This window comes from Georgenia wangjunii, from assembly GCF_036421975.1.
Classification (GTDB): Bacteria; Actinomycetota; Actinomycetes; order Actinomycetales; family Actinomycetaceae; genus Georgenia_A; species Georgenia_A wangjunii.
In genome coordinates this window covers 493,939-517,985 of sequence record NZ_JAZGON010000001.1, presented here as the reverse complement: position 1 = coordinate 517,985, position 24,047 = coordinate 493,939, and the positions used below count along the sequence as shown (strand labels likewise).

The window sequence follows — 24,047 nt, the reverse complement described above, 5'->3', positions numbered from 1 at the left end:
AGACAGCGGCTTGGCGATGGTGGGTGCCTGCCTACCATCGCCGCACCATCCAGAGCAGCTGAGAGACCTGGCTCGACGACGCTGCAGCAACCCCGAGGCGCCTTCCCGGCGCCTGGTGGGTGCTCCCGCCAGGACCGATGCCAGGAGCGCCTCCGTGATCACCCTGTCCAGCCTGCGCAAGGTCTACCGCACCCGCGGGGGGCCCGACGTCGTGGCCCTCGACGGCATCGACCTCCACGTGCCGCGCGGGAGCATCCACGGGGTCGTCGGCGAGTCCGGTGCAGGCAAGTCGACGCTCATCCGCTGCCTCACCGCCCTCGAGCGCCCCACGTCCGGCACGGTCACGATCGACGGCCACGAGCTCGGCGCACTGAGCGAGCGCGAGCTCCGGGGCCAGCGCCGCCGGATCGGGATGGTCTTCCAGCACGTCAACCTGTTCGAGGCCCGGACGGCGGCGGCGAACGTCGCCTACCCGCTCCGCGTCGCCGGGGTCCCGCGCGCCGAGCGGGTGCGCCGTGTCGCCGAGCTCCTCGACATCGTCGGCCTCGCCGGCCGTGGCGACGCCTACCCCGCCCAGCTCTCGGGCGGGCAGAAGCAGCGGGTCGGGATCGCGCGCGCCCTCGCGACCGAGCCGGCCATGCTCCTGTGCGACGAGCCCACCTCGGCCCTCGACGCCGGCACGACCCGCCAGATCCTCGGCCTCATCCGTGACGTGCGGGACCGCCTCGGCATCACCGTCCTCATCATCACGCACGAGATGGCCGTCGTCCGCGAGGTCTGCGACTCCGTCACGCTCCTCGACGGCGGGCGCGTGGCGCAGACCGGGACGATCGACGAGGTCGCGGGGCAGCACGGCTCCCGCCTCGCGCGCGCGCTCATCCCGCTGCCGCCCGGCGTGCCCGCCGCCGACCACGCCGCGCTCGAGGTCGCGTTCGGCTCCCACCTCGCCACGGCGCACGTGCTCGCCACGATCGCCGCGCTGGGGGACGACGTCGTCGTCTCCGCGGGGACGATCGAGACGCTGGCGGGAGCCCGGGTGGGGCGGATGCATCTCACCGTGCCGGCCGGTGCGCGAGCGGGCGCCGTCGCCCGGCTGCGCGACGCCGGCCTCCACGTCGAGGAGGTGGCGGCGTGAGCTGGCTCGACGGGGTCCTCACCAACCGGGTCATCACCGAGAACCTTCCGGAGGCGACGCTCGAGACGCTCTCCATGACCGCCCTGTCCTCGGTCGTCACCGTGCTCGTCGGGCTGCCGTTCGGCCTTGCTCTCGTCGTGACCGCCAGGGGGAGCCTGCGCCCGGCGCCCGCGCTCAACGGCGTGCTCTCGACCGTCGTCAACGTCGGGCGCTCGATCCCCTTCATCATCCTCATGGTGGCGATCCTGCCGCTCACCCGCCTGCTCACCGGGACGACCTTCGGGTGGCAGTCCGCCGTCGTGCCCCTGTCGATCGCGGCCATCCCGTTCTTCGCGCGTCTCGTGGAGACGGCCGTGCGGGAGGTGGCGCCGGGCAAGGTCGAGGCGGCCCAGATGGTCGGGGCCTCACGGCTGGGGATCGTCGGCGGGGTCCTCGTCCGGGAAGCCATGCCCGCGCTCGTCCGCGGCGTCACGGTCACCGTCATCACGCTCGTGTCCTACTCCGCGATGGCCGGTGCGCTCGGGGCCGGGGGCCTCGGCGCCCTGGCCATCAACCACGGCTACAACCGCTTCCAGGCAGACGTCATGGTCGTGACCGTCGTCGTCATCGTCGTCCTCGTCCAGCTCATCCAGATGCTCGGCGATCTCGTGGCCCGCTCCGTGGACCACCGCTGAGGCAAGAAGGGAACATCATGCGAACCACCACCTCGCACCACCACCGTCGCCGGACCGGCGCCGTCGTCCTCGCCGCCAGCGCCGCGCTGACGATGGCGGCGTGCGGCCAGCAGGACGCCACGGACCAGGGCGGCCGAACGACGCCGACGGCCGAGTCCGGCGATGGAGAGCTCGCGACCATCGTCATCGGCGCGAGCGTGACGCCCCACGCGGAGATCCTCGAGTTCGTCGAGCGCAACCTCGCCGCGGACGCCGGCTTCACCCTCGACGTCGTCGAGTACACCGACTACGTCCAGCCGAACGTCCAGCTCGCCGAGGGCGAGCTCGACGCGAACTTCTTCCAGCACCTGCCGTACTACGAGGCCGAGGTGGCGGAGAAGGGCTACGAGTTCGCGCACTTCGAGGGCGTCCACATCGAGCCCTACGGCATCTACTCCGAGACCCTCACCTCGCTCGACGACCTCCCCGACGGCGCCCAGATCGGCGTCCCGAACGACCCGTCGAACCAGGCGCGCGCGCTCGAGCTGCTCGAGGCGGAGGGGGTCTTCACCCTCGCCGACGTCGACGACCCGTCCGTCCTCGACCTCGCGGAGAACCCCAAGGACGTCGAGCTCGTCGAGCTCGAGGCCGCGCAGCTCGTCCGTAGCCTCCAGGACGTCGACGCTGCCGTCATCAACGGCAACTACGCGCTCGAGGCCGAGCTGAACCCGGCCGAGGACGCCCTCGTCCTCGAGTCCGGCGAGGGCAACCCGTACGCCAACCTCGTCGCCGTGCGCGCCGAGGACGTCGACGACCCGGCGCTCGTCGCCCTCGACGAGGCGCTGCACTCCGAGGAGGTCCGCGCCTTCATCGAGGAGCGCTGGCCGGCCGGGGAGATCATCCCCGCGTTCTGATCCTGACGAGTCGGTGCCGGGCGCCGGGTCACGGCTCGGTCGTCCGGCGGCGCGGCGTCCTGACGGTCGGCGCCGGCCGCCGGTCCCGGTTCGGCCCTCGGTCGCGCCCCACTCGTGACCGGAGTGACGGGTGGGGCGGCGACGTCGCCCCACCCGCCCCAGGAGTCACGAGGGTGGCGCGATCTCCTCGCGGGCGGTCACGCGTCCCGGCCCCACCGCGTGCCTGAGAACCTCAGGCCCCACCGGCGCGGCGCAGGCGCAGGGAGTTGGCGACGACGAGGACCGAGCTCGCCGCCATCGCGGCGCCGGCGATCATGGGGTTGAGCAGCCCGAGGGCCGCGAGCGGGATCGCCGCGACGTTGTAGGCGAACGCCCAGAAGAGGTTCTGCTTGATGACGCGCAGGGTCCGCCGGGACAGGTCGATTGCCGTCGGCGCGGCCCGGAGGTCGCCGCTGACGAGGGTGATGTCGCTCGCCTCGATGGCGACGTCGGTGCCCGTGCCCATCGCGAGGCCGAGGCCCTGCCTGCCCGCCTGGGCGAGGGCGGCGGCGTCGTTGACGCCGTCGCCGACCATCGCCACGACCCGACCCTCGCGCTGGAGGCGGGCGACGACGTCGAGCTTGTCGTCGGGCATGACCTCGGCGATGACGTGCTCGGCGTCGATGCCGACGTGCGCGGCGACCGTCTCCGCCGTCGTGCGGTTGTCCCCCGTGAGCAGCATCGGCGTGATCCCCAGGGCGCGGAGCCGGGCGACCGCCTCGGCCGACGTCGCCTTGACCTCGTCGGCGAGGACGAGGACGCCGCGGGCCGCGCCGTCCCAGGCGACGACGACGGCTGTTGCGCCATCCTCCTCGGCGGCGCGGTGGCGCCGGCCGAGCTCGTCCTGCGCGCCCACGCCGCCCACGCCCTGCTCGGCGAGCCAGGCCGGCCGGCCGACGAGGACGTCGACCGCGCCGCCGGGTCCGCCTGTGCTGCCGGCCGCCGTGAGCGGCACGGTCCCGCTCACGCCCCGGCCCGCGTGGTTGGCGAAGCCGGTGACGCCGGGCAGGTGCCCGGTCTCGGCGGCGGCGCGGCGGGCGATGGCCTGGGCGATGGGGTGCTCGCTCCCGGCCTCGACGGCACCGGCCCGGCGCAAGACGTCGGCGGTGTCCTCGCCGGTGCCCGGCAGGACGTCGGCGAGCTCCATCCGGCCCTGCGTGATCGTGCCCGTCTTGTCGAGCACCATCGTGTCGATGCGCCGGGTGGACTCGAGGATCTCCGGGCCCTTGATGACGATGCCGAGCTGGGCGGCGCGGCCGGTCCCGACGAGCAGGGCGGTCGGCGTCGCGAGCCCGAGCGCGCACGGGCAGGCGATGATGAGGACGGCGACGGCGGCGGTGAAGGCGGCCTGCGTGTTGGCCCCGACCGCGAGCCAGACGACGAGCGTCGCGAGGGCGAGGACGAACACGACCGGGACGAAGACCGCGGAGATGCGGTCGGCGAGGCGCTGCACCGGCGCCTTGCCGGTCTGCGCCTGCGTGACGAGCCGCCCGATGTGGGCGAGCGTCGTCTCCTCCCCGACGCGCGTGGCCCGCACGAGCAGGAGCCCCGAGCTGTTGACCGTCGCGCCGGTGACGGCGTCGCCCTCGGCGACGTCGACGGGGAGCGGCTCACCGGTGAGGAGCGAGGTGTCCACCGCGGAGCGGCCCTCGACGACGACGCCGTCCGTGGCGACCTTCTCGCCCGGCCGGACGAGGAACAGGTCCCCGACGGCGAGGTCGCTTACCGGGACGCGCCGCTCCGTCCGGGCGCCGGTGGCGTCGACCGTGACCCGGGCGACGTCCTTGGCGCCGAGCGAGAGCAGCGAGCGCAGCGCGTCGCCGGCGCGGCGGCGCGAGCGTGACTCGGCGTAGCGGCCGGCGAGGAGGAACGTCGTCACGACGGCCGCGACCTCGAAGTACAGCTCGGGCATGGCCGGGGTGCCCATGGCGCCGTCGGCCGGGAAGAGGTGCGGCGTCATCCGCATGCCGATCTCACCCGCCCCGCCGAGGAGCAGGGCCCAGAGCGACCAGCCGGTCGCCGCGATGACACCGACCGACACGAGCGTGTCCATCGTCGATGCGCCGTGGCGGGCTGCCCGCGCGGCCGAGCGGTGGAACGGCCACGCGCCCCACGTGGCGACGGGGAGCGAGAGCACCGCGACGACCCACTGCCAGCCCGAGAGCTGCAGCGCCGGGATCATCGACAGGGCGACGACCGGCACCGTCAGCGCGGCGGCCACGCGCAGCCGGCGCCGCAGGTCGGCGGCGCGGCGCTCGGAGGGGGAGGAGACGTCGTCGCCGGCGGCCTGGTCGGCCCCCCCGCCCGCAAGCACCCCCTCCCCGTCCTCGCTGAGCGCGGCAACCCCGTCGTCATCATGCAGAGGTGGCGGGTCGAGCGCGGCATCCCCGTCGTGATCATGCAGAGGTGCCGGGTCGGTGGTGCCGTCGGTCGCCCTCTCCTGGCCGAGCGGAAGCGCCTCGCGGGTGGGCGCGCCGGTCGCCTCGGTCCGGCCGGACCGCCGCGTCACGGTCGCGGTGTAGCCGGCCCTCGTGACGGCGGCGAGCAGGGCGTCGTCGTCGACATCCTCGGTGAGCACGACGTGCGCCGACTCCGTCACGAGGTTGACGGTTGCGGTCGCCCCGGGAAGCTTGTTGAGCTTCTTCTCGACGCGGGCCACGCAGGAGGCGCAGGTCATGCCCTCGACGGCGAGGTCTGCCTCGCCGTACGCCTGGGTGGTGCCGCCCGGCACTTCTGCATGATCACCGGGGATGGGGTGGGTGGTGCCGCCCGGCACCCCCGCCTGATCGCGAGAGGGGGTGGGGTGCTGGGGGAGCGGGCGGGCGGTGGGCATGACGGGGCCTTCCTGTGCGGCGGTGCCGCCGGGTGGGGCGGCGGTGCCGCCGGGTGGGGCGGCGGTGCGGCGGGGCGGGGGTTCCGCCGGGTGGGCCAGCGGCGCCACCGGGCGGCCGGGTGGTCGCGGTGCGGGCGGGTGGTGCTGATCGCCCCGGGGCGATGAGGTCAGTCGTCGACGTGGACGGCGGTGACGGTGTAGCCCGCCTCGTCCACCGCGGCGCGCAGGGCGTCCTGGTCGAGGACGGCGTCGGAGACGACCGTGACCTCGGACGCGCCGCCCTTGCGGAGGATGACGGAGACGTTGGAGACGTGGGGGAGCTCGGTGAGCTCGTTCGTCACCGCGGAGACGCAGTGGCCGCACGTCATCCCCTCGACGTCGAGGACGGTGGTGCGGTCGATCGGTGCCGGGTCGGCGCTCATGGGTGCTCCTTGGTTCATCGTGGTGCGGCGTCGCCGGTCGACGGCGCCGGGTGTGCGGTCAGGACCGGACGAGCCGGGCGATGGCCTCGCTCGCCTCGCGGACCTTCTCCTCGCCCTCGGCGTGCGAGGAGCGGGCGGCGTCGACGACGCAGTGGCCGAGGTGGTCCTCGACGAGGCCGATACCGACCGCCTGGAGGGCCTTGGTGACGGCGGAGATCTGGGTGAGGACGTCGATGCAGTACACGTCCTCGTCGACCATGCGGGCGATCCCGCGGACCTGCCCCTCGATACGGCGCAGCCGCTTGGCGTAGTCCTCCTTGGTGCCGCTGTACCCGGCCATCCCAGCTCCTCCCGCTCCTGCCGCCGGGCACGTGGGCCCGCTGACATGGTCAACGATATACCCCTCGGGGGTATTCCGCCGGGCGAGGCAGGTCAGGCGAGGAGGCTCGGCCCGTACCGCAGGACGATGCCGACGACGAGGATCCCGAGCAGCACCATGACGATGATGGCGTCGTACCCCGCCCGGATGAACCGCACGGCCCGCTCGTGCGTCCGCTGCGAGAGGAAGAGGTTGTTCTCGCGGATGTTGAAGTGCAGGAGCGTGGAGAAGACGAGGGTGGTCGAGATCGTGATGAGCAGGCACCACGGGCACAGGGCGCCGATGACGAACATCGACTGGTAGAAGAGCCAGTAGGCGAAAGCGAGCCCGATGGCGTAGACGGCCTGCGCGGAGAACATGAACCAGCGCGGGAACCGCACCCCGCCGAGCGCGGCGACGGCCATCGTGATGACGACCGGCTCGGTGACGAGGCCGAGGAACGCGTTCGGGAACCCGAGGAGGCTCGCCTGCCACGATGCGCCCACCGTGCCGCAGCTGAGCGCCGCGTTGATGTTGCACGAGAGCACGGCGTCCGGGTCGGCAGCGAGGACGACGGCGTCCACGGAGAGCACGAACGCGGCGAGCAGGCTCAGGCACGCCGAGAAGAGCATCGTGCCGAAGATCCAGCCGTCGGAGTGGCGCAGAGCCCGCAGGTCGAGCCGCGGCCGCGCATCGAGGGAGGTCATGCGCACATCGTTATGGGCGGATTGTCGGTCTCCGTGGGACCTAGGTCACTGGTCGCGCTCCCGCGCGTTGCGGCGCCTCAGCCGAGGTGGCGCACGAGGCTCGCCGCGAGGCCCGTGTAGCCGGCCGGCGTGAGCTCGGCGAGCCGCGCCTCGACGTCGGCGGGCAGGCCGAGCCCGGCGATGAGGCCGCGCATCCCCGCGGCGTCGACGCGGCGGCCGCGCGTCAGCTCCTTGAGCCGCTCGTACGGGTCCGCCATGCCGCGGGCGCCGGCGACCGACGCCGCGCGCATCGCCGACTGCACGGCCTCGCCGAGCACCTCCCAGGCGCCGTCGAGATCGCGTGCGAGCGGCTCGGGGTCGACGTCGAGGCCGGCGAGCCCGCGCCGGACGTTGTCGATGGCGAGGAGGGAGTGGCCGAACGCCGTGCCGATGTTGCGCTGCGTCGTCGAGTCGGTGAGATCGCGCTGGAGCCGGGAGGTGACGAGCGTGGCTCCGAGGGTGTCGAGGAGCGCGCACGAGATCTCGAGGTTGGCCTCGGCGTTCTCGAAGCGGATGGGGTTGACCTTGTGGGGCATCGTCGAGGAACCGGTCGACCCCTGGGCGGAGAGCCGCTGGCGGAAGTAACCGAGCGAGATGTACGTCCACGCGTCCGTCGCGAGGTTGTGGAGGACGCGGTTGAAGCGCGCGACGTCGGCGTACAGCTCGGCCTGCCAGTCGTGCGGCTCGATCTGCGTCGTCAGGGGGTTCCACGTGAGGTCGAGGTGCTCGACGAACGCCTGCCCCACACCCTCCCAGTCGGTCGTCGGCACGGAGACGACGTGCGCGCCGTACGTGCCCGTGGCGCCGTTGACCTTGCCGAGGAACTCCGCGCGGCCGACCCGCTCGAGCTGGCGGCGCAGGCGCGCCGCGAGGACGGCGACCTCCTTGCCGAGCGTCGTCGGCGTGGCGGGCTGGCCGTGGGTGCGGGCGAGCATGGCGACGTCCGCGTGCTGGCGCGCGAGGGCCGCGACGTCGTCGACGAGGGCGTTCGCGGCGGGGAGCCAGACGCGCCCGACGGCGTCGCGCACCGTGAGGGCGTAGGCGAGGTTGTTGATGTCCTCGCTCGTGCAGAAGATGTGGACGATCTCGCCCACCGACGGCAGCACCGTGCCCGCGCCGACGTGGTCGGGGGCGGCGGCGAGCCGGCGCTTGAGGAAGTACTCGACGGCCTTGACGTCGTGGCGGGTCTCCCGCTCGATCTCGGCCAGCTCGGCGATCTCGGCCTGGCCGAAGCCGGCGACGACGCCGCGGAGGTAGGCGACATCCGCCTCGCTCAGGTCCGGCGCACCCGGCAGGGCGGCGCTGCGGGTGAGGTGGACGAGCCACTCGACCTCGACGTGGAGGCGGGCCCGGTTGAGCGCGGCCTCGGAGAGGTGGTCGACGAGCGGCGCGACGACGCCGCGGTAGCGCCCGTCGAGCGGGCCGAGCGCGATCGCCGGGTCGAGCTCGGCGAGGTTGACGCGGGCTGCGGGATCCGGCTGGGGACGGTCGACGGCGCTCATGGGTCCATCCTCCCAGAGCCGGCGGGCCTCGCGGCGGGCGCGTCCGCGAGGCGATCCAGGGGAGTCGGAAGCGCGACGTCTGGCGGCTGACCACGTCCGGGTGACCGGACGGAGGCGAGATGCCCAGCGGCTGACCGCGTCCGGGCGCGCAGGCGGCGGCGCGAGCCGGCCCGCGCGGCACGTCGCTGCGATCAGGCGTAACGGCGCGCGACGTCGACGGTGCGCTCCCCGTACCCGCCGCCGAAGAGGGCGGCGTGGACGAGGAGCATGTGGAGCTGGTGCAGCCCCACGCGCTCGCGCCAGCCGTTCGCGAACGGGGAGATCTCGTCGTACGCGGCGCGGATCCGCTCCTCGTGCGGGGCGCCGAAGACGGTGAGCTGGGCGAGGTCGGACTCCGCGTGGCCGCCGTGCGCCGCCGGGTCGATGAGGACGGCCTCCGCACCGCTGCCGCGAGCGGCCCAGAGGACGTTCCCGCTCCACAGGTCCCCGTGCAGCCGGGCGGCGGGGCCGTGCACGAGCGCGGGCTGGGGGGCGTCGAAGCGCCCGTCGGCCACGCGGGCGGCGCATCGCTCGACGACGCGTGCCCCGGCGACGTCGAGCGAGGCGTTCCCGACGGCGTCCGCGAGGTACGGCAGGAGCCGCTCCGCCGCGTAGAACTCGCCCCACGTCGCACGGGCGTCCGCGGGGTCGCGGTGCCAGGGCAGCGGCGCCGCACCCATGACGCCCTCCGCCGGGGCGCCGGGCGGGGCGCTGCCGAACGCCGGAGCCCCGGCGGCGTGCGTGCGCGCGAGGCTCCTCCCGAAGGCCTCGGCGGCCGCGGCATCCGGCGCGGTCTGCGCGACGTGCGCCGTCTCGAGCCAGCCCGGACCGGTGCCGGCAACGCGGACCACGCGTGCGCCGCCGTCGGGCTCCGCGCCGGCGAGCCAGCGCAGCCCGGCGACCTCGGCGGCGATCGCGCCGGGCGGGCCCTCCTTGCGGACGGTGCGCGGACTCACCGCCGGGCGGCGTCCTCGGTGAGGACGGTGCGCAGGTGCTCGACGACGCCGCGGCAGGCGGGAAGGACCTCCTCGTACGTCCGGCGGAAGCCGGCGTCGTCGCCGAAGTAGGGGTCGTCGACCTCGAGCTCGCCCGCGGCGACGGCCTCGGCGTCGAAGGCGCGCAGCAGCCGGACCTTCTCGGCGTCCTGCGCCGTCGGGGCCATGGCGCGCAGCGCCCGCTCGTGGCTGCGGTCGAGGGCGAGGACGAGGTCGGCCTCGGCAAAGCTCTCGCGGACGAACTGCTGGGCCCGGTGCGCGGAGCCGTCGTGGCCGAGCTCGGAGAGGGTGGCGACGGCGCGCGGGTCGGCCGGGCCGCCGACGTGCCAGTCGCCCGTACCCGCCGAGACGACCTCGACGTCGGCCGGAAGGTCCGCCTCGGCGATGAGGTCCCGCAGGACGACCTCCCCGATGGGTGATCGGCAGATGTTGCCGGTGCAGACGAAGGACACGGTGTACGGGCGGGGGCTCATGGCCGCATTGTCGCCCGTCCGTGCGTGCGGTTCCACCGGGCCCCTCCTGCTCTCGAGCCGTTCCTCCACAGGGCGGCGCGGCGCGAGTGCGTCCCGGCGGGGGCCCGTGCGGCCGGAGCCGTGCGGGTGGTGCTTCCTACCGTCGTGCGCACCAGCCGGGACCGGCCCGGTGCGGAGGGAGCCCGCCGTGAGCGAACCGTCGATCTGCGTAGGTGCGCCACCGCCGTCGTGGGACGGCAGCGGCGCCGCACTCGAGGACGTCGGCCTGGCGACGCGCTTCCTCGAGGAGGTTCAGGACGCCCTCCGCGCGGCCCTGCCCACCGAGTGGGTCTCACCTGCGGCCGAGGAGTACAGCGGCGCTCTCATCGACCTCCTCGGACGCTCCCACCGCCTGGGGGAGGCCATCGAGGGCGTCGGTGCCGCAGCGCTCCTCTTCGCGCGCGAGGTGGCGGTGGCCCGGGCGCGGATGAGCGGGGACGGCCCGTGACGGCTCACTGGCGCAGCCGCGACGGCGAGGGCTCAATCCTCCTGCCCGCGACCGGCGACCTGGACCTGATGGCCGTCCACGTCTACGGCGGCGTCGGCCGCACCCGGGTGGACACCGCGGAGCTGGTCCGGCTCGGGGAGGCGCTGGACGAGGCCCGCCGTCTGCTGCGCAACGTCGAGACGTCGCTGCTCAGGGCGCGCGGCCACGCGCGCCTCGAGGCAGGCCTCGCCCCAGCGACGGCCCCGGGGGTGGTGCGGGCGGCGGACGAGGCGCTCGAGGGGAGCGTCGCCGTTGCCACGCTCGACCGCGACGTCGAGCATCTCGAGGCCTGCCTGTGCCAGGCGCGGATCTTCTACGCCGAGGCCGAGGAGGGCTCGCGCCCCCTCGTCGGCGCCCTCAGCGAGCCGTCGGCGTTCGCGTTCCTCCAGCGGCTGCTCTCGCCGGGGGCCTTCATCGGGCGTGCCGTCGGTTCGGCGGTCGTGAGCACGGGCATGCTCGCCGGGCGACCGCTGACCGTCCTGCCGGACCGCTCCGGCCTCGAGCTCGCGCTGACGACGCTCCACGTGCCGGGCCGTGAGCGCCGCACCCCGCACGGGGTCGCCACCCAGCGCGCGGTGCGGGAGGCCGGTGCGGAGGCGCAGCACTACGTGCCGTGGTTCCTCCTGCCGGAGGAGCTGACGGTCGGGGGCAGGCGCCTCGTCCCGGGCGAGATGTCGCCGGGAGAGCGCGCGTTGCTCCCGCTCGCCCTCGGTGCCGGCGTCCTGCCGGCGCTCGTCGTCGGGGACGCGGCGGGCCGGTACGGCGTCGAGGTCACCGCGGTGCTGCCGCCGCGCCGCGTGCCGCCGGCGCGCGGGGCGGGAGACACGCTGCGGGCGATGGCCCGGCTCATGCCGGGCAGCGGGGGTGCGCCGGGCACGGTGGAGGTCCGTCGCACCGTCCACCGCGACGGCCGGCGCACGTGGACCGTCCTCGTCCCCGGTACCCAGAACCAGGGCGGTGGCGGGCGCAACCCCATGGACAACCTGACGAATGTCGAGGCGTACGCCGGCCTCTCGACGGATGTCGAGGCGGGCGTCGTCCGGGCGATGGAGCAGGCCGGCATCCCGCCCGGGGAGGAGGTGGCGCTCGTCGGGCACAGCCAGGGCGGGATGACCGCCATGCGGCTCGCCGCCGACCCGGTCGTCGCGCTGCGGTTCACCGTCGCGACGGTCCTCACCGCCGGGAGCCCCGTCGGGCACATGCCGACGCCGCCGGGCGTGGACGTCCTCCACCTCGAGCACCTCGAGGACATGGTCCCGGGGCTCGACGGCGTCAGTGCTCCGCGCGAGCTGCGGCGCACGACCGTCGCGCGCTCGCTCACGACGGGGACCACCGGCCCGGCCGGCACCGCCGTCACGTTCTCCTCGGCGCACGCGCTCGGCACCTACGCGCAGACGGCGGACCTCGCCGAGGTGAGCGGCGACGCCTCGGTGAGCTACTTCGCCGAGCGCACCGCACGCATCGCCGGCGGCCCCGGCGCGACCGTCACGTCGACGGTGTTCCAGGTGAGCCGGGTCGCCGGGTGAGAGCCGCGGGGGGGGGGGGGGGCAGCGGTCGTCGGGGCGCTCAGCGCTTGCCGGGGAGGAGGAGGTTGAGGAGGCCCGTGATGATCGAGATGACGAGGCCCGCGCCGAGCGCCCACCAGAAGCCCTCGACGGCCATGCCCCAGTCGGTGAAGCTCGTGATCCAGCTCGTGAGCATGACCATGAGCGCGTTGATGACGAGGGTGAACAGGCCGAGGGTGAGGATCGTCAGCGGGAGCGAGAACAGCTTGACCACCGGTTTGACCACCGCGTTGACCAGCGTGAAGACGAGTGCGACGACGGCGACGACGAGCACCTGGTCGAGGGTCGTCTCGCCCTGCGTGAGGGTGACGCCGTCGAGGAAGAACGCGGTCAGCCAGATGGCCACGGCGTTGACGAGAAGTCGGATGAGGAAGCCCATGCACCGATCGTCCCACCTCGCACCACCCGGGAGGGGGCATCCTTGACCCATGGCACCCGCGTTCCGCTTGCGTCCTGACGTCGCCTCGCTCCCCGCCTACGTGCCGGGCGGCCGCCCGGCCGCCGGCGCGACGGCCTACAAGCTCTCCTCGAACGAGAACCCGTTCCCGCCCCTGCCGGGCGTGCTCGCCGCCGTATCGGACGCCGCGGCCGACCTCAACCGGTACCCGGACATGTACGCCACGGACCTCGTCGAGGCGCTCGGGGAGCGGCTCGGGGTCGGTGCGGAGCGCGTCGTCGTCGGGAACGGGTCGGTCGGCGTCCTCGAGACGCTCCTCACGGCGGCGTGCGTCCCGGGCGACGAGGTGGTCCATGCGTGGCGCACGTTCGAGGCCTACCCCATCGCCGTCCAGGTGGCCGGCGCACGCTCCGTCACGGTGCCGCTCAGGGCGGACGGCCGGCACGACCTGCCCGCCATGGCCGCCGCGATCACCGAGCGGACCCGCGCGGTCCTCCTGTGCAGCCCCAACAACCCGACGGGTCCGGCCCTGCGCGAGGCCGAGGTCCGGGAGCTGCTCGCGCAGGTCCCGCGCGAGGTGCTCGTCGTCCTCGACGAGGCCTACGTCGAGTTCGTGCGTGACCCCGACGTCGTCGACGGCCTCGCGCTCCTGCGCGACCACAAGAACGTCGTCCTCCTGCGGACGTTCTCCAAGGCGTACGGCCTGGCCGGCCTGCGGGTCGGCTACGCCCTCGCCCGGCCCCGGCTCATCCGCGGCCTGCGGTCCGCGTCGACGCCGTTCGGGGTCAACGCGCTCGCGCAGGTGGCCGCCCTCGCCTCGCTACGGGCCGAGGCCGCACTGCTCGAACGGGTCGAGCTCGTCGTCGCCGAGCGGACCCGCGTCGTCGCGGCGCTCCGCGACCAGGGCTGGGACGTCCCGGACGCGCAGGGCAACTTCATCTGGCTGCCGCTGGCCCACCGAGCGCTCGCCTTCGCGCAGGAGAGCGCCGCGGAGGGTGCTCTCGTGCGGGCCTTCGCCGGCGACGGCGTGCGCGTGAGCATCGGCGAGCACGACGCCAACGACACCTTCCTGCGGATCGCCGCGACGGGCCGCGAGCGCACCGCCCTCCTCCGCTGAGCGGGTCCCCAGGCCCTCCTTGATGCCGGCGTCTGCACGCACCGCGTAGCAGCTGGGCGGGGCGGATCGGCGGCGGGCCGAGGGCGGGAAGGGCGGAACCGGGCTTGGGCGGGGCCGGAACGCCGGCGGGCGCGCAGCGGCGCACAAGTGACGCCGCGGAGAACTGTGGGTGTCCTACAACCGCGACCTACGCACCCGTAGCCTACGCTGGCGTAGGTTCGAGGCCCGACCCCCCCGGCGTGAGGAGTGCGTGACCACCGATGGATGCCCCCACCACCACGGGTTCAGCCCCCACGTTGGCCATGACGAGCAAGTCGGACGATCCCGACGCGCTCGTGCAGCTGCTCGACGCCCAGGGTCGCCGCCTCGACCATGACGTGTACGGCCCGCTCGCGGCCGGGCTCGACGACGAGTCCCTCCGCGGGTTCTACGCGGACATGGTCCTCACCCGCCGGTTCGACGCCGAGGCGACCTCGCTCCAGCGTCAGGGAGAGCTGGGGCTGTGGCCGCCGAGCCTCGGCCAGGAGGCGGCCCAGGTCGGCTCCGGGCGGGCGATGGCGAGCCAGGACTTCGTGTTCCCCTCCTACCGGGAGCACGGGGTGGCTCACACCCGCGGCCTCGACGTCCGCCGGCTCCTGCGCGTCTTCCGGGGCGTCGAGCACGGAGGCTGGGACCCGACGGCCCACAACTTCCACCTCTACACGTTCGTCATCGGCTCCCACGCCCTCCACGCCACGGGATACGCCATGGGAGTCCAGCGCGACGGCGACGTCGGCACGGGCGAGCCGGACCGGGACCGCGCCGTCGTCGCCTACTTCGGGGACGGTGCCACGTCGCAGGGCGACGTCCACGAGGCCATGGTCTTCGCGGCCGTCAACGACGCGCCTGTCGTCTTCTTCTGCCAGAACAACCAGTGGGCGATCTCGGTACCGACCACCGGCCAGGCCCGCGTGCCGCTCGCGCGCCGCGGCCAGGGCGTCGGCATCCCGTCGGTACGGGTGGACGGCAACGACGTCCTGGCCACCTACGCCGTCACGGCCGAGGCCCTCGAGCGTGCGCGCAGCGGCGGCGGCCCGACCTTCATCGAGGCGTACACGTACCGGATGGGCGCGCACACGACGTCCGACGACCCGACGCGGTACCGCACCTCGGAGGAGGAGGAGTCGTGGCGCGGCCGCGACCCCATCGCCCGGCTCCGCGCCTACCTCGAGTCGAGCGGCGCGGCGGACGAGGCGTTCTTCTCCGCGGTCGAGGAGCGCGCCGAGGAGCTCGGGAAGAGCACGCGCGAGTACTGCCGCGCACTCACCCCGCCGGCACCGGAGTCGATGTTCGACCACGTCTACAGCGCCGCGCACCCCCTCGTCGAGGAGGAGCGCGCACTGTTCGCCGCCTACCAGCGGTCCTTCGCCGACGACGCTGCCGACGGCACCGCCACGGCTGGCGCCGGCTCGCGGGAGGGCACCCGATGAGGGCGACCGGGACCCCTATGGCGAAGGCGATCAACGCCGGTCTGCGCGCCGCCCTCGAGCGGGACGACAAGGTCCTCCTCATGGGCGAGGACATCGGCCCGCTCGGTGGCGTCTTCCGCGTGACGGACGGCCTCCACCGGGACTTCGGGCCGCAGCGCGTCGTCGACACCCCGCTCGCGGAGTCCGGGATCATCGGGACGGCGATCGGCCTGGCGATGGCGGGCTACCGCCCCGTGTGCGAGATCCAGTTCGACGGGTTCATCTTCCCCGGCTTCGACCAGATCACGACCCAGCTCGCCAAGCTGACGTACCGCTCGGCCGGGCGGCTGGAGATGCCGGTCGTCATCCGGGTTCCCTACGGCGGCGCGATCGGCGCGATCGAGCACCACAGCGAGTCCCCCGAGGCGCTGTTCGCCCACACCGCCGGCCTTCGCGTCGTCTCCCCGGCCGCGCCCGCCGACGCCTTCACGATGATCCAGCAGGCGATCGCCTCCCCGGACCCGGTCCTCTTCCTCGAGCCGAAGGCCCGCTACTGGGACCGTGCCGAGGTCGACCTCGACGCGCCGGTCGACCTCTCCGCGGAGGGCGTGACGACGGGGCTCCACGGCGCCCGGGTGGTCCGCGCCGGCACCGACGTCACGCTCGCCGGCTACGGCCCGACGGTCAAGACGCTCCTCGGTGCCGCGGCGGCCGCGGCCGAGGAGGGGACCAGCATCGAGGTGATCGACCTGCGCTCCGTCTCCCCCCTCGACGTCGGGACGGTGGCCGCCTCGGTGCGGCGCACGGGCCGGCTCGTCGTCGCCCACGAGGCGCCCACGTTCTTCGGTGCGGGCGCGGAGCTCGCGGCGCGGGTGAGCCAGGACTGCTTCTACCACCTCCAGGCGCCCGTCCTGCGTGTCGGGGGCTTCCACACCCCCTACCCTGCCTCCGGTATCGAGGAGGAGTACCTGCCCGGGCTGGACCGGGTGCTCGACGCCGTCGACCGCGCTCTCGCCTTCTGACGACCCACGCACGAGGAGATCCATTGCCTACCTTTGAGACGTTCCGCCTGCCGGACGTGGGCGAGGGCCTCACGGAGGCCGACATCGTCGAGTGGCGCGTCGCCGTGGGCGACACCGTCGCCGTCAACCAGCCGATCGCGGAGATCGAGACGGCGAAGTCGCTCGTCGAGCTCCCGAGCCCGTGGGACGGCGTCGTGAGCGAGATCCTCGTCGCCGCGGGCGAGACGGTCGACGTCGGCACGCCGATCGTCGTCGTCGACATCGACCCGGGCGGTCAGGTCCCGGCCACCCCCGCGATCGACGCCCAGGACGTACCCACCCGCCCCGAGGCGCCCGTCAACGCGCACGACGACGGTGCGGCCGCCCCGAGCGGTGACGTCCTCGTCGGGTACGGGACGAGGAGCGCACCGACGACGCGGCGTCCCCGCCGCCCGGCGGCGGCTCCCGGCGCCGCGACCGCTCCGGCAACCCCCGCCCCGCCCGCTCCGGCGACCTCCGCCAAGACTGTCGGCCCGGCTCCGGCTCCGGCTGCAGCAGGGGTGCCCGCCGCCCAGCCGGCCCCGGCGCGCGCTGGAGCGGACGCACTGGTGCTCTCCAAGCCTCCGGTGCGCAAGCTCGCCAAGGACCTCGGCGTGGACCTCACGGCCGTCGCGGCGACCGGCCCGGGCGGCATCATCACGCGGGAGGACGTCCTCGCGTACGCCAAGGAGGCCGAGGGGCAGACCCTCGCCACCTACCCCGGTGACGACAGCCCGTGGCTGGCCGACGGCATCGTCTCGGCCAACGGGCGCCAGACCCGCGTCCCGGTCCGGAGCGTGCGCCGCCGCACCGCTGAGGCGATGGTCAACTCCGCCTTCACGGCCCCGCACGTCACGGTCTTCCACACGGTCGACGTCACCCGGACGATGAACCTCGTCGCCCGGCTCAAGGAGGACCGCGCGTTCGCGGACGTCCGGGTGACGCCGCTGCTCGTCACGGCCAAGGCACTCCTCCTCGCCGTGCGCCGGCACCCCGAGATCAACGCCTCGTGGGACGACGAGGCGCAGCAGATCGTCTACAAGCACTACGTCAACCTCGGCATCGCGGCGGCCACCCCACGCGGCCTCGTCGTGCCGAACATCAAGGACGCCCACCGCCTCGACCTCCACGGGCTCGCGGGGGCGATTGCCGACCTCACCGCGACCGCGCGCGCGGGCCGCGCCACCCCCCAGGACATGACCGACGGCACCGTGACGATCACGAACGTCGGCGTCTTCGGCATCGACACGGGCACGCCGATCCTCAACCCGGGGGAGGCGGCCATCCTCGCGTTCGGTGCGATCCGCCGTCAGCCGTGGGTGCACAAGGGCAAGATCAAGGCGCGCTGGGTCACCCAGCTGGCGTTGTCCTTCGACCACCGGCTCGTCGACGGCGGGCTCGGCTCGCGGGTCCTCGCCGACGTCGCGGCCGTGCTCGAGGACCCGGCGCAAGGGCTCGTCTGGGGCTGAGCGTCACTCCGGTCCGAGGCGCTCCCCGCCGAGGTTGGCCCACTCGACGAGCAGTATCGTCGCGTCGTCCTGGAGGATGCCGCGCTGATGGGCGAGTACGTTCTCGACCGTGAGCCGGAGGGTTTCCGGCGCCGGGCTCCGCTCCGCCGCGCACCGCTCGAGGAGCCCGATGAGGGCGTCGAGCCCGAAGAACGCGCCGTCGTCCGTGCGTGCCTCGGTGATGCCGTCGGTGTAGAAGACGAGCTGGTCACCCGGGCGCAGACGCTCCTCCCCGACGGTGACGGCGGCGTCGCCGAGGCCGAAGATCGGTCGGCCCGCGTGGTCGAGGGACTTGACGAAGCGCCCGTCCCGCAGGAGGACGGGCCGGGGGTGGCCGGCGTTGACGAAGCGCAGGAGCCCCGTGTCCAGGTTGAGCTCGGCGAGCACACCCGTGGCGAAGCCGGAGCCGTCGGTGTGCGCGAGGAGGACCTCGTCGATCGCGCGGGCGGTCGCCGCGAGGTCCGCCCCGTGGCGCCGCTGGCTCCGGTAGGTCGCCACCGTCACCGAGGTGAGCAGGCCCGAGTGGAGGTTGTGCCCGCTGCCGTCGAAGAGCGCGAAGGTGGCGACGTCACCGTCGACGGCGTAGTCGAAGGCGTCCCCAGCCACCCGCTCGCTCGGCTCGAGCAGCCCCGCGATGACGACCCGGTCGCACGCGAACGTGAGCGGCGGGAGGAGGTTCCACAGCAGCTCCGCCTCGAGCGTGCGGTCGGCGCCGCCCCGGACAAGGGTGATCGTGTCGCCGTGCGCGGAGACGATCGAGACGAGGTGGCCGACCAGCAGCGAGAACCAGCGGATCTGCTCGGGCACGCCGGGGGCGGTGATGGCGTCCTCGGCGGGCTCGGGGAACTGGATCCGCAGCACCCCGATCCGCTCGACACCGTCGAGGAGCGGGACCCAGGCGACGTCGCCGTCGGTGACCGTGCGCACCGACCGGAAGGCCCGCCCCGCGGCACCCTGCGTGATGTCGTGAGTCGGGAGGCCCTTGGCCGGCAGCCGCAACGGCACGAGCTGGCGCTGGTTGAACGTCACGAGGTAGACCGCGACGTCCCACCCGAGCGCGCGGCCCGCCTCGGCGACCGTGCCGGGGAGCCGGTCCGGGGTGCTCAGGTGTGTGCCGTCGAGCAGCCAGGCGACGGCCGCGAGCGTGGCCGCGTCAGGGCTGGGCAGGTCACGCGTCTCAGGGTCCACCCAGCAACTGTACGCAGGGCCGGGACCTGGACGCAGGCGGGTCGCGCTCGTCGCGGTCCCAGGACGGCCCCGGGCGCCCACGCCTCAGCCGAGCGTCTCCGGCAGGGCCGGCGGCTCCTCGCCGAGCACGTGCTCGGCGAGGTAGGCGAGGACCACCTCATACCAGACCTTCGCGTTCTGGGGGGTGAGGATCCAGTGGTTCTCGTCGGGGAAGTAGAGGAAGCGGTGCGGGGTGCGGCCCTCGTCGTCGGCGGGGAGGCCGGAGGCGGACAGGAGCTCGTACCAGAGCCGCAGGCCCTCGCCGATGGGCACCCGGTAGTCCTTGTCACCGTGGATGACGAGCACGGGTGTGCGGATGCTCCCGACGTGGAGGTGCGGGGAGTTCGCCAGGGCCATCTCGGGGGACATCTCCCGGCCCCAGTAGAAGGCGGCGTCCGTCGTCGGGCCGAACGCGTCGAGGGCCCACAGGCTCGCGTGGGTGACGATGGCGCGGAAGCGGTCGGTGTGCCCGGCGACCCAGTTGGCCATGTACCCGCCGAAGGACCCGCCCATGGCTGCGGTGCGGGAGGCGTCGACGTCCGGCCGCTCCTCGACGGCGTCCGTGATCGCCATGAGGTCGGTGTACGGCGCCTGGCCCCACGCGCCCCAGCCGCGCTGGATGAAGTCCTGCCCGTAGCCGGTGGACAGGGCGGGGTCGGGCAGGAGCACGGCGTAGCCGCGGGCGACCATGATCCAGGGGTTCCACCGCCAGCTCCACGCGTTCCACGAGCCGAGCGGGCCGCCGTGGATCCACAGGAGGAGCGGGGCGGGTGCGGCGTCGGTGGCACCGTCGGGCAGGGCGAGCCAGGCGCGCACGCGGGCGCCGTCGGCCGTCGTCGTCTCGACCTCGGTGAGCGTGCCGGGAAGGGCCGGTCGCTCGACCGGGCCCCGGAGACGGGTGACCGTCGCACCACCGGCGGTGATCTCGTCCCCACCGAGGCCGGTGAGGTCGATGCGCACGACCTCGGCGGGGTAGCCGTAGGACGCCCGCAGGGCGTAGGCGGCCGTGCCGTCGGGGGCTACGACGACGTCGGTGAGGGCGCCCTCGTCGGTGAGGCGCGTGACCTCGTCCGTGGCGAGGTCGACGTGGAAGAGGCGGCTGCGCCCGTCGTCGTCGGCGACGACGAGGAGGCCCGAGCCGTCCGGGAGCCAGGCCACGGACGCCGGCCAGCGGTCCCACTGCCCGGCGACGGCGCGCGGGGTGGCGCCCTCCTTGTCGAGCGCGAGGAGCTCGAGGTAGTTGCGCGGGGCGGCGTGGGCGGTGCTGCGCGTCTCGCGGCGGTAGACGACGGAGGTGCCGTCGGGGCTGATGCGCGGCGTCCCGAGCTCGAGCTCCGGCCCGGACAGGAGCGTCGTGCGCGTGCCGGTCGCGACGTCGATGCGGACGAGGGAGTCGCGGATCGAGCCGAGGGCCTCGGGCAGGGACCACGTGGAGACGAGGAAGGTGCCGTCCGCCGCGAGGTCGCGGGAGGTCTCGACGAGGTGGGCACCCGCCTCCGGGGTGAGGTCGCGCAGGGTCGCCGCCGCGTCGTCGGCCGCGCCGTCGGCGGACGGGGCGGCCGGGGGGGAGGACGAGAGCGTGCCGCCGGCCCCGGCGGGGTCGTCGAGGGCGTACAGGCGCGGGAAGTCCGGGCCCAGGTCGTGGTCCCAGTACCGCACGGGGTACCCGCTGTGGAGGATCGCGCTGACCTTCTTCTCCTTGCGCGCGTCCCGCAGCCGCTTCTCCTCGTCCAGGTCGGGCGCCGAGGGCAGGGCGCCCGCCTCGACGACGACGACGTCCGCGGTGCGCGCGGTCCGGACCCCGCCGACGCCGCCGGGGTGGGCGGCGAGCAGGTGCGCCTCACCCGACGTCCGCGGCAGCCGCCACAGGGAGGGGGGCGCGTCGTCGGCGGACTCCTTCCCGTGCGCGCGGCGGGCGACGAAGAGCAGGTCGCCGGCGGCCGTGAACGCGGGCTGTGCCTCGCCGCGCGCGCCGCGGGTGAGCCGTACTGCGGGTTGCTCCCCGGCCGGGTCGACCTCCCACAGCGCGGTGACGTAAGCCGTGCGGTCGGCGTCGAGCGTGCTCACGCCCGTGACGAGCCGGTCGCCGTCGGGGGACAGGGCCAACCCGCCGAGACGCGGCAGGGCGACGTAGTCGTCGAGGTCGTGGAAGGGGGTGGGCTCGGATCCGTTCACGAGGTCTGTCCTATCACGCGCGGCACAGGTGCCGCCCGCGAGCGTTCCCCGGCGAAAATGCCGGCCCCGAGGGTTCCTCTCGACCGAAACGAACTATGCGTCGCGTGCCGGCCAAGAGTTTACGGCTCGCGTACGTTCGAGAAATGTGCCCGCAATGCGCGGCAGGTTGACTGCGAACGCGGCCGGAGAGCACCTCCAGCTGTTTCGTTCTCGCACGTCGAACGACGTCGATGCGAATCTGCCTCGCAGAAAGATACGTCTATGACCGCAGAAGGACCTGGGCCGGTGGCCCTCCGCCGCCGGCCGTCCCGCCTCCTCGTCCTCGGACTCAGCGGTGCGCTCGTCGCGGGCGCGGGCACCGCCTACCTCGTCACCGAGTCAGCGCGCTCCGCCGACGCCGCCGGCCCCGCCGTCACGGAGCAGGCAGGGCCCACCATCGCGGCCGAGTCGACCGACGTCGACGCACCCGAGAAGTCCGCGACCGTCGCGGTGCCCGCGGCCCGGGGCGCGTACGACCAGCTCTCGGCTGACGAGGTCGCGTTCGCCCGGAACCTCGTCGCCCAGCACCCGTCCTACGCGGGCACGGAGTCCGTGACGGACGAGGCGGGGGCGCAGTACCTGAGCGCCGACCTGGCGGACCCGGGGATGTACGACGACCTGCACCGGCGCCTGTCCCTCATGTACTACGACTACGCGTCCGAGGAGCTGCTCCACTACGTCGTCGACCTCAGCGGTCAGAGCGTCGAGACCGTGACGGCGGCGCAGGACGTCCAGCCGGCTCCGACGGAGTTCGAGACGCAGACGGCGTTCGAGCTGCTGCTCGCCTCCGACGTCGCGGGTGAGGCGATCCTCCAGGAGTTCACCGAGACGACGGGCGAGACCACGCTCACCGAGGACACGGTGGACGTCACCGCTCACTCGTTCTCGGGTGGCGCGGAGGGCGCGGGCGTCGACGCCTGCGCGACCGACCGCTGCGTCGAGGTCCTCGTCCAGACGCCCGACGGGCCGTTCCTCACCACGACGCCCTACGTGGTCAACCTGTCCACCCAGACCGTCACCCCCGTCAACTGAGCAGGGACGAACACGTGAACACACACAAGAAGACCGTCATCGCCGCGACCGCCGCCGTCGTGGCCGCCCCGCTCCTCGTGGCCGCCCTCGCCGTCCCGGCCGCCGCCGCCCCCCAGACCGTGACCGAGGCGTCCTGCTCGGGCGACAGCCTCGTGCAGCACGAGCTCGCTGCCGGGACGACCTGGGAGATGTGCTGGCGGGTCGACTCCTACCGAGGCCTCATCCTCGACCAGGTCGCCTTCCAGCCGAACGACGCCGAGCAGCCGATCATGGTGCTCGACTCGATCGGCCTCGCCCAGCTCAACGTCCCGTACGACACGGGCGTCACCGAGTACAACGACGTCACGACCTACCAGGTCGGCGGCCGCCGCATGCAGGACCAGACGGCGCTCGACTGCGTCAACGGCGAGGTCCGCACCGCCTGGCTGACCGAGGACCGGCCCGCCGCCCCGGCCCTGTGCATCACCGAGGAGGACTCCGGGATCGCGAACCGCTCCAACGTCGGCAACGAGCAGCTCTACATCGCCCAGGGCACGGACCTCGTGCTCCACACGATGAGCCGCATCGGCTGGTACGAGTACCAGACCGAGTACCGGTTCCACGACGACGGCGAGGTCAGCGTCCGCCTGGGCGCGACGGGAGACCTCTCGCCGAACGACTTCGCCGACGCGGTCAACCGCGGGTGGCCCCTCGGTGTGGGGGAGACGGGCTTCGCGGTCAACCACTACCACTCCGCCTTCTGGCGCGTGGACTTCGGCATCGACAGCGCCGCCACGCAGAACGTCGAGCGGATCGTCACCGCGCCGACCGGCGAGTACGGGACGACCGGCGACACCGGGAGGACCGCGATCCTCGAGACGGAGATCCTGCCCGTCGAACGCGAGGGCAAGATGTTCTACGACAATCTCGAGCAGGTCCGCGTCGTCAATCCGGACTCGCTCAACTCCGACGGCCACGCGCGCAGCTACGAAATCATCATGGATTCCGACCGCGCCTACAACCTCAATCCGGAGTCGGACTACGACATCGCATTCTCGCAGCCGAAGCCGGACGAGATTCATGCGTCCTACAACCTCGTGCCCACGAAGCCCAATGCGGCCGTGACGGACTATGTCGCCGACAGCGAGGTGCTGACCGACCCGGTCGCGTGGGTCAACGTGGGCTTCCACCACGTCAACCGCGACGAGGACCAGTCGCCGATGCCGATCCACTGGCAGGGCTTCACGCTGTACCCGCGCGACTTCTCGGCCATGAACCCGATGCAGGAGGAGTGCCGCCGGCACATGAACGGGGACGTGCGCGAGACGGGCGCGACCTACCCCTGCGCGGAGGAGACCGAGGAGCCGACCGAGGTGGCGACCGAGGACCCGTCCGCGGAGCCGACCGAGGTGCCGACGGACAGCCCGACGGACGTCCCGACCGACGGCACGACGGATGTCCCGACCGACGGCCAGACGGACGCGCCCACCGACGGCACGACGGACGCGCCGACCGACGGCACGACGGACGCCCCCACCGCACCGGGAGACGGGGACGGTGACGACCCGACTGCGCCGGACGGTGCGGGCGGTGTGGCAGGGGACGGCGCCGCCCCGCCCAGCGGCGCCAGCGGCGCCGAAGGAGGCAGCAGCATCTCCCTGCCGAGCGGGATCGGTCTGCCCATGACGGGAGCGGCAGCCGGAGGCGTGGTGCTCCTCGCGCTCGCCCTGCTCGCCCTCGGGCTGGTGCTGCGTCAGCGGAGCGCGGCCGGCGCCTGACGCTGCCCACCGGGTGCGCGGCGCCTCGGAGGTCGGGTCCCGACCTCCGAGGCACCGCGCACCCCGACGCGTAGAGCTGAGACCGGCGGTGCGACCGGGCGCCCGGT

At 73.8% G+C, this 24,047-nt stretch carries 21 protein-coding genes; 11 read left to right on the top strand and 10 right to left on the bottom strand.

The annotated features are described in order from the left end of the window. Window positions 1-154: 154 nt before the first annotated feature. Genes V2J63_RS02335 through V2J63_RS02325 form a run of 3 tightly spaced genes read left to right on the top strand, consistent with a single transcriptional unit; the run spans window position 155 to window position 2,702 of the window. A complete protein-coding gene (locus tag V2J63_RS02335) occupies window positions 155-1,135 on the top strand; it encodes a methionine ABC transporter ATP-binding protein (RefSeq protein WP_331229364.1) in 981 nt (326 codons plus the stop codon). After that, on the top strand, window positions 1,132-1,809 hold the full coding sequence (locus V2J63_RS02330; protein ID WP_331229363.1) for a methionine ABC transporter permease: 678 nt from the start codon (window positions 1,132-1,134) through the stop codon (window positions 1,807-1,809). The genes V2J63_RS02335 and V2J63_RS02330 overlap by 4 nt, the downstream gene beginning before the upstream one ends. Window positions 1,810-1,826: 17 nt before the next feature. Then, window positions 1,827-2,702 carry a MetQ/NlpA family ABC transporter substrate-binding protein gene (locus tag V2J63_RS02325; RefSeq protein WP_331229362.1) on the top strand — a complete coding sequence of 292 codons (876 nt, stop codon included), beginning with the start codon at window positions 1,827-1,829 and terminating at the stop codon, window positions 2,700-2,702. Window positions 2,703-2,934: 232 nt separating this feature from the next. Here V2J63_RS02325 and V2J63_RS02320 read toward each other — a convergent pair whose 3' ends face one another. The 7 genes from V2J63_RS02320 to V2J63_RS02290 all read right to left on the bottom strand — a co-directional run bounded on the left by V2J63_RS02320 (window position 2,935) and on the right by V2J63_RS02290 (window position 10,109). Next, a complete protein-coding gene (locus tag V2J63_RS02320) occupies window positions 2,935-5,574 on the bottom strand; it encodes a heavy metal translocating P-type ATPase (protein ID WP_331229361.1) in 2,640 nt (879 codons plus the stop codon). A gap of 167 nt (window positions 5,575-5,741) precedes the next feature. Beyond that, window positions 5,742-5,996: a heavy-metal-associated domain-containing protein gene (locus tag V2J63_RS02315; RefSeq protein WP_331229360.1), complete on the bottom strand. Its 255-nt coding sequence runs from the start codon at window positions 5,994-5,996 to the stop codon at window positions 5,742-5,744. Window positions 5,997-6,054: 58 nt separating this feature from the next. Further along, entirely contained in the window at window positions 6,055-6,336 is a 282-nt protein-coding gene (locus V2J63_RS02310; RefSeq protein WP_331229359.1) for a metal-sensitive transcriptional regulator, read from the bottom strand. A gap of 92 nt (window positions 6,337-6,428) precedes the next feature. Further along, window positions 6,429-7,061, bottom strand: a complete 633-nt coding sequence (locus tag V2J63_RS02305) for a vitamin K epoxide reductase family protein (RefSeq protein ID WP_331229358.1) — start codon at window positions 7,059-7,061, stop codon at window positions 6,429-6,431. Between the two features lie 77 nt (window positions 7,062-7,138). Then, window positions 7,139-8,602 carry an adenylosuccinate lyase gene (gene purB, locus V2J63_RS02300; RefSeq protein ID WP_331229357.1) on the bottom strand — a complete coding sequence of 488 codons (1,464 nt, stop codon included), beginning with the start codon at window positions 8,600-8,602 and terminating at the stop codon, window positions 7,139-7,141. Window positions 8,603-8,793: 191 nt separating this feature from the next. Next, entirely contained in the window at window positions 8,794-9,597 is an 804-nt protein-coding gene (locus tag V2J63_RS02295) for a fructosamine kinase family protein (RefSeq protein ID WP_331229356.1), read from the bottom strand. Continuing rightward, window positions 9,594-10,109 carry a low molecular weight protein-tyrosine-phosphatase gene (locus V2J63_RS02290; protein WP_331229355.1) on the bottom strand — a complete coding sequence of 172 codons (516 nt, stop codon included), beginning with the start codon at window positions 10,107-10,109 and terminating at the stop codon, window positions 9,594-9,596. Before V2J63_RS02290 ends, V2J63_RS02295 begins: the two co-directional genes overlap by 4 nt. 187 nt (window positions 10,110-10,296) lie before the next feature. Here V2J63_RS02290 and V2J63_RS02285 point away from each other — a divergent pair, with 187 nt between their 5' ends. Together V2J63_RS02285 and V2J63_RS02280 are read left to right on the top strand one after the other, a co-directional pair. Beyond that, the gene (locus V2J63_RS02285; protein ID WP_331229354.1) at window positions 10,297-10,596 is read left to right on the top strand and encodes a hypothetical protein; all 300 of its coding nucleotides are present in this window, start codon (window positions 10,297-10,299) and stop codon (window positions 10,594-10,596) included. After that, window positions 10,593-12,161, top strand: a complete 1,569-nt coding sequence (locus V2J63_RS02280) for a hypothetical protein (protein WP_331229353.1) — start codon at window positions 10,593-10,595, stop codon at window positions 12,159-12,161. Before V2J63_RS02285 ends, V2J63_RS02280 begins: the two co-directional genes overlap by 4 nt. 40 nt (window positions 12,162-12,201) lie before the next feature. On the opposite strand, the gene V2J63_RS02275 is transcribed toward V2J63_RS02280, so the two are convergent. Continuing rightward, a complete protein-coding gene (locus tag V2J63_RS02275) occupies window positions 12,202-12,579 on the bottom strand; it encodes a phage holin family protein (protein WP_331229352.1) in 378 nt (125 codons plus the stop codon). A gap of 49 nt (window positions 12,580-12,628) precedes the next feature. Here V2J63_RS02275 and hisC point away from each other — a divergent pair, with 49 nt between their 5' ends. The 4 genes from hisC to V2J63_RS02255 all read left to right on the top strand — a co-directional run bounded on the left by hisC (window position 12,629) and on the right by V2J63_RS02255 (window position 17,671). Further along, the gene (gene hisC, locus V2J63_RS02270; RefSeq protein WP_331229351.1) at window positions 12,629-13,714 is read left to right on the top strand and encodes a histidinol-phosphate transaminase; all 1,086 of its coding nucleotides are present in this window, start codon (window positions 12,629-12,631) and stop codon (window positions 13,712-13,714) included. Between the two features lie 260 nt (window positions 13,715-13,974). Continuing rightward, window positions 13,975-15,183 carry a pyruvate dehydrogenase (acetyl-transferring) E1 component subunit alpha gene (gene pdhA / locus V2J63_RS02265; RefSeq protein WP_491062005.1) on the top strand — a complete coding sequence of 403 codons (1,209 nt, stop codon included), beginning with the start codon at window positions 13,975-13,977 and terminating at the stop codon, window positions 15,181-15,183. After that, window positions 15,180-16,184: an alpha-ketoacid dehydrogenase subunit beta gene (locus tag V2J63_RS02260; RefSeq protein ID WP_331229349.1), complete on the top strand. Its 1,005-nt coding sequence runs from the start codon at window positions 15,180-15,182 to the stop codon at window positions 16,182-16,184. Before pdhA ends, V2J63_RS02260 begins: the two co-directional genes overlap by 4 nt. 23 nt (window positions 16,185-16,207) lie before the next feature. Beyond that, complete coding sequence (locus V2J63_RS02255) at window positions 16,208-17,671, top strand: dihydrolipoamide acetyltransferase family protein (protein WP_331229348.1); 1,464 nt, start codon at window positions 16,208-16,210, stop codon at window positions 17,669-17,671. A gap of 3 nt (window positions 17,672-17,674) precedes the next feature. Here V2J63_RS02255 and V2J63_RS02250 read toward each other — a convergent pair whose 3' ends face one another. Continuing rightward, on the bottom strand, window positions 17,675-18,898 hold the full coding sequence (locus tag V2J63_RS02250) for a PP2C family protein-serine/threonine phosphatase (RefSeq protein WP_331229347.1): 1,224 nt from the start codon (window positions 18,896-18,898) through the stop codon (window positions 17,675-17,677). Window positions 18,899-18,982: 84 nt separating this feature from the next. After that, complete coding sequence (locus V2J63_RS02245) at window positions 18,983-21,112, bottom strand: S9 family peptidase (protein WP_331229346.1); 2,130 nt, start codon at window positions 21,110-21,112, stop codon at window positions 18,983-18,985. A 261-nt stretch (window positions 21,113-21,373) separates the two neighbouring features. Between V2J63_RS02245 and V2J63_RS02240 the strand changes: the two genes are divergently transcribed. Both V2J63_RS02240 and V2J63_RS02235 read left to right on the top strand, forming a co-directional pair. Further along, window positions 21,374-22,183, top strand: a complete 810-nt coding sequence (locus tag V2J63_RS02240; protein ID WP_331229345.1) for a hypothetical protein — start codon at window positions 21,374-21,376, stop codon at window positions 22,181-22,183. Between the two features lie 14 nt (window positions 22,184-22,197). After that, complete coding sequence (locus tag V2J63_RS02235; RefSeq protein WP_331229344.1) at window positions 22,198-23,940, top strand: copper amine oxidase; 1,743 nt, start codon at window positions 22,198-22,200, stop codon at window positions 23,938-23,940. The last annotated feature ends 107 nt before the right edge of the window (window positions 23,941-24,047 follow it).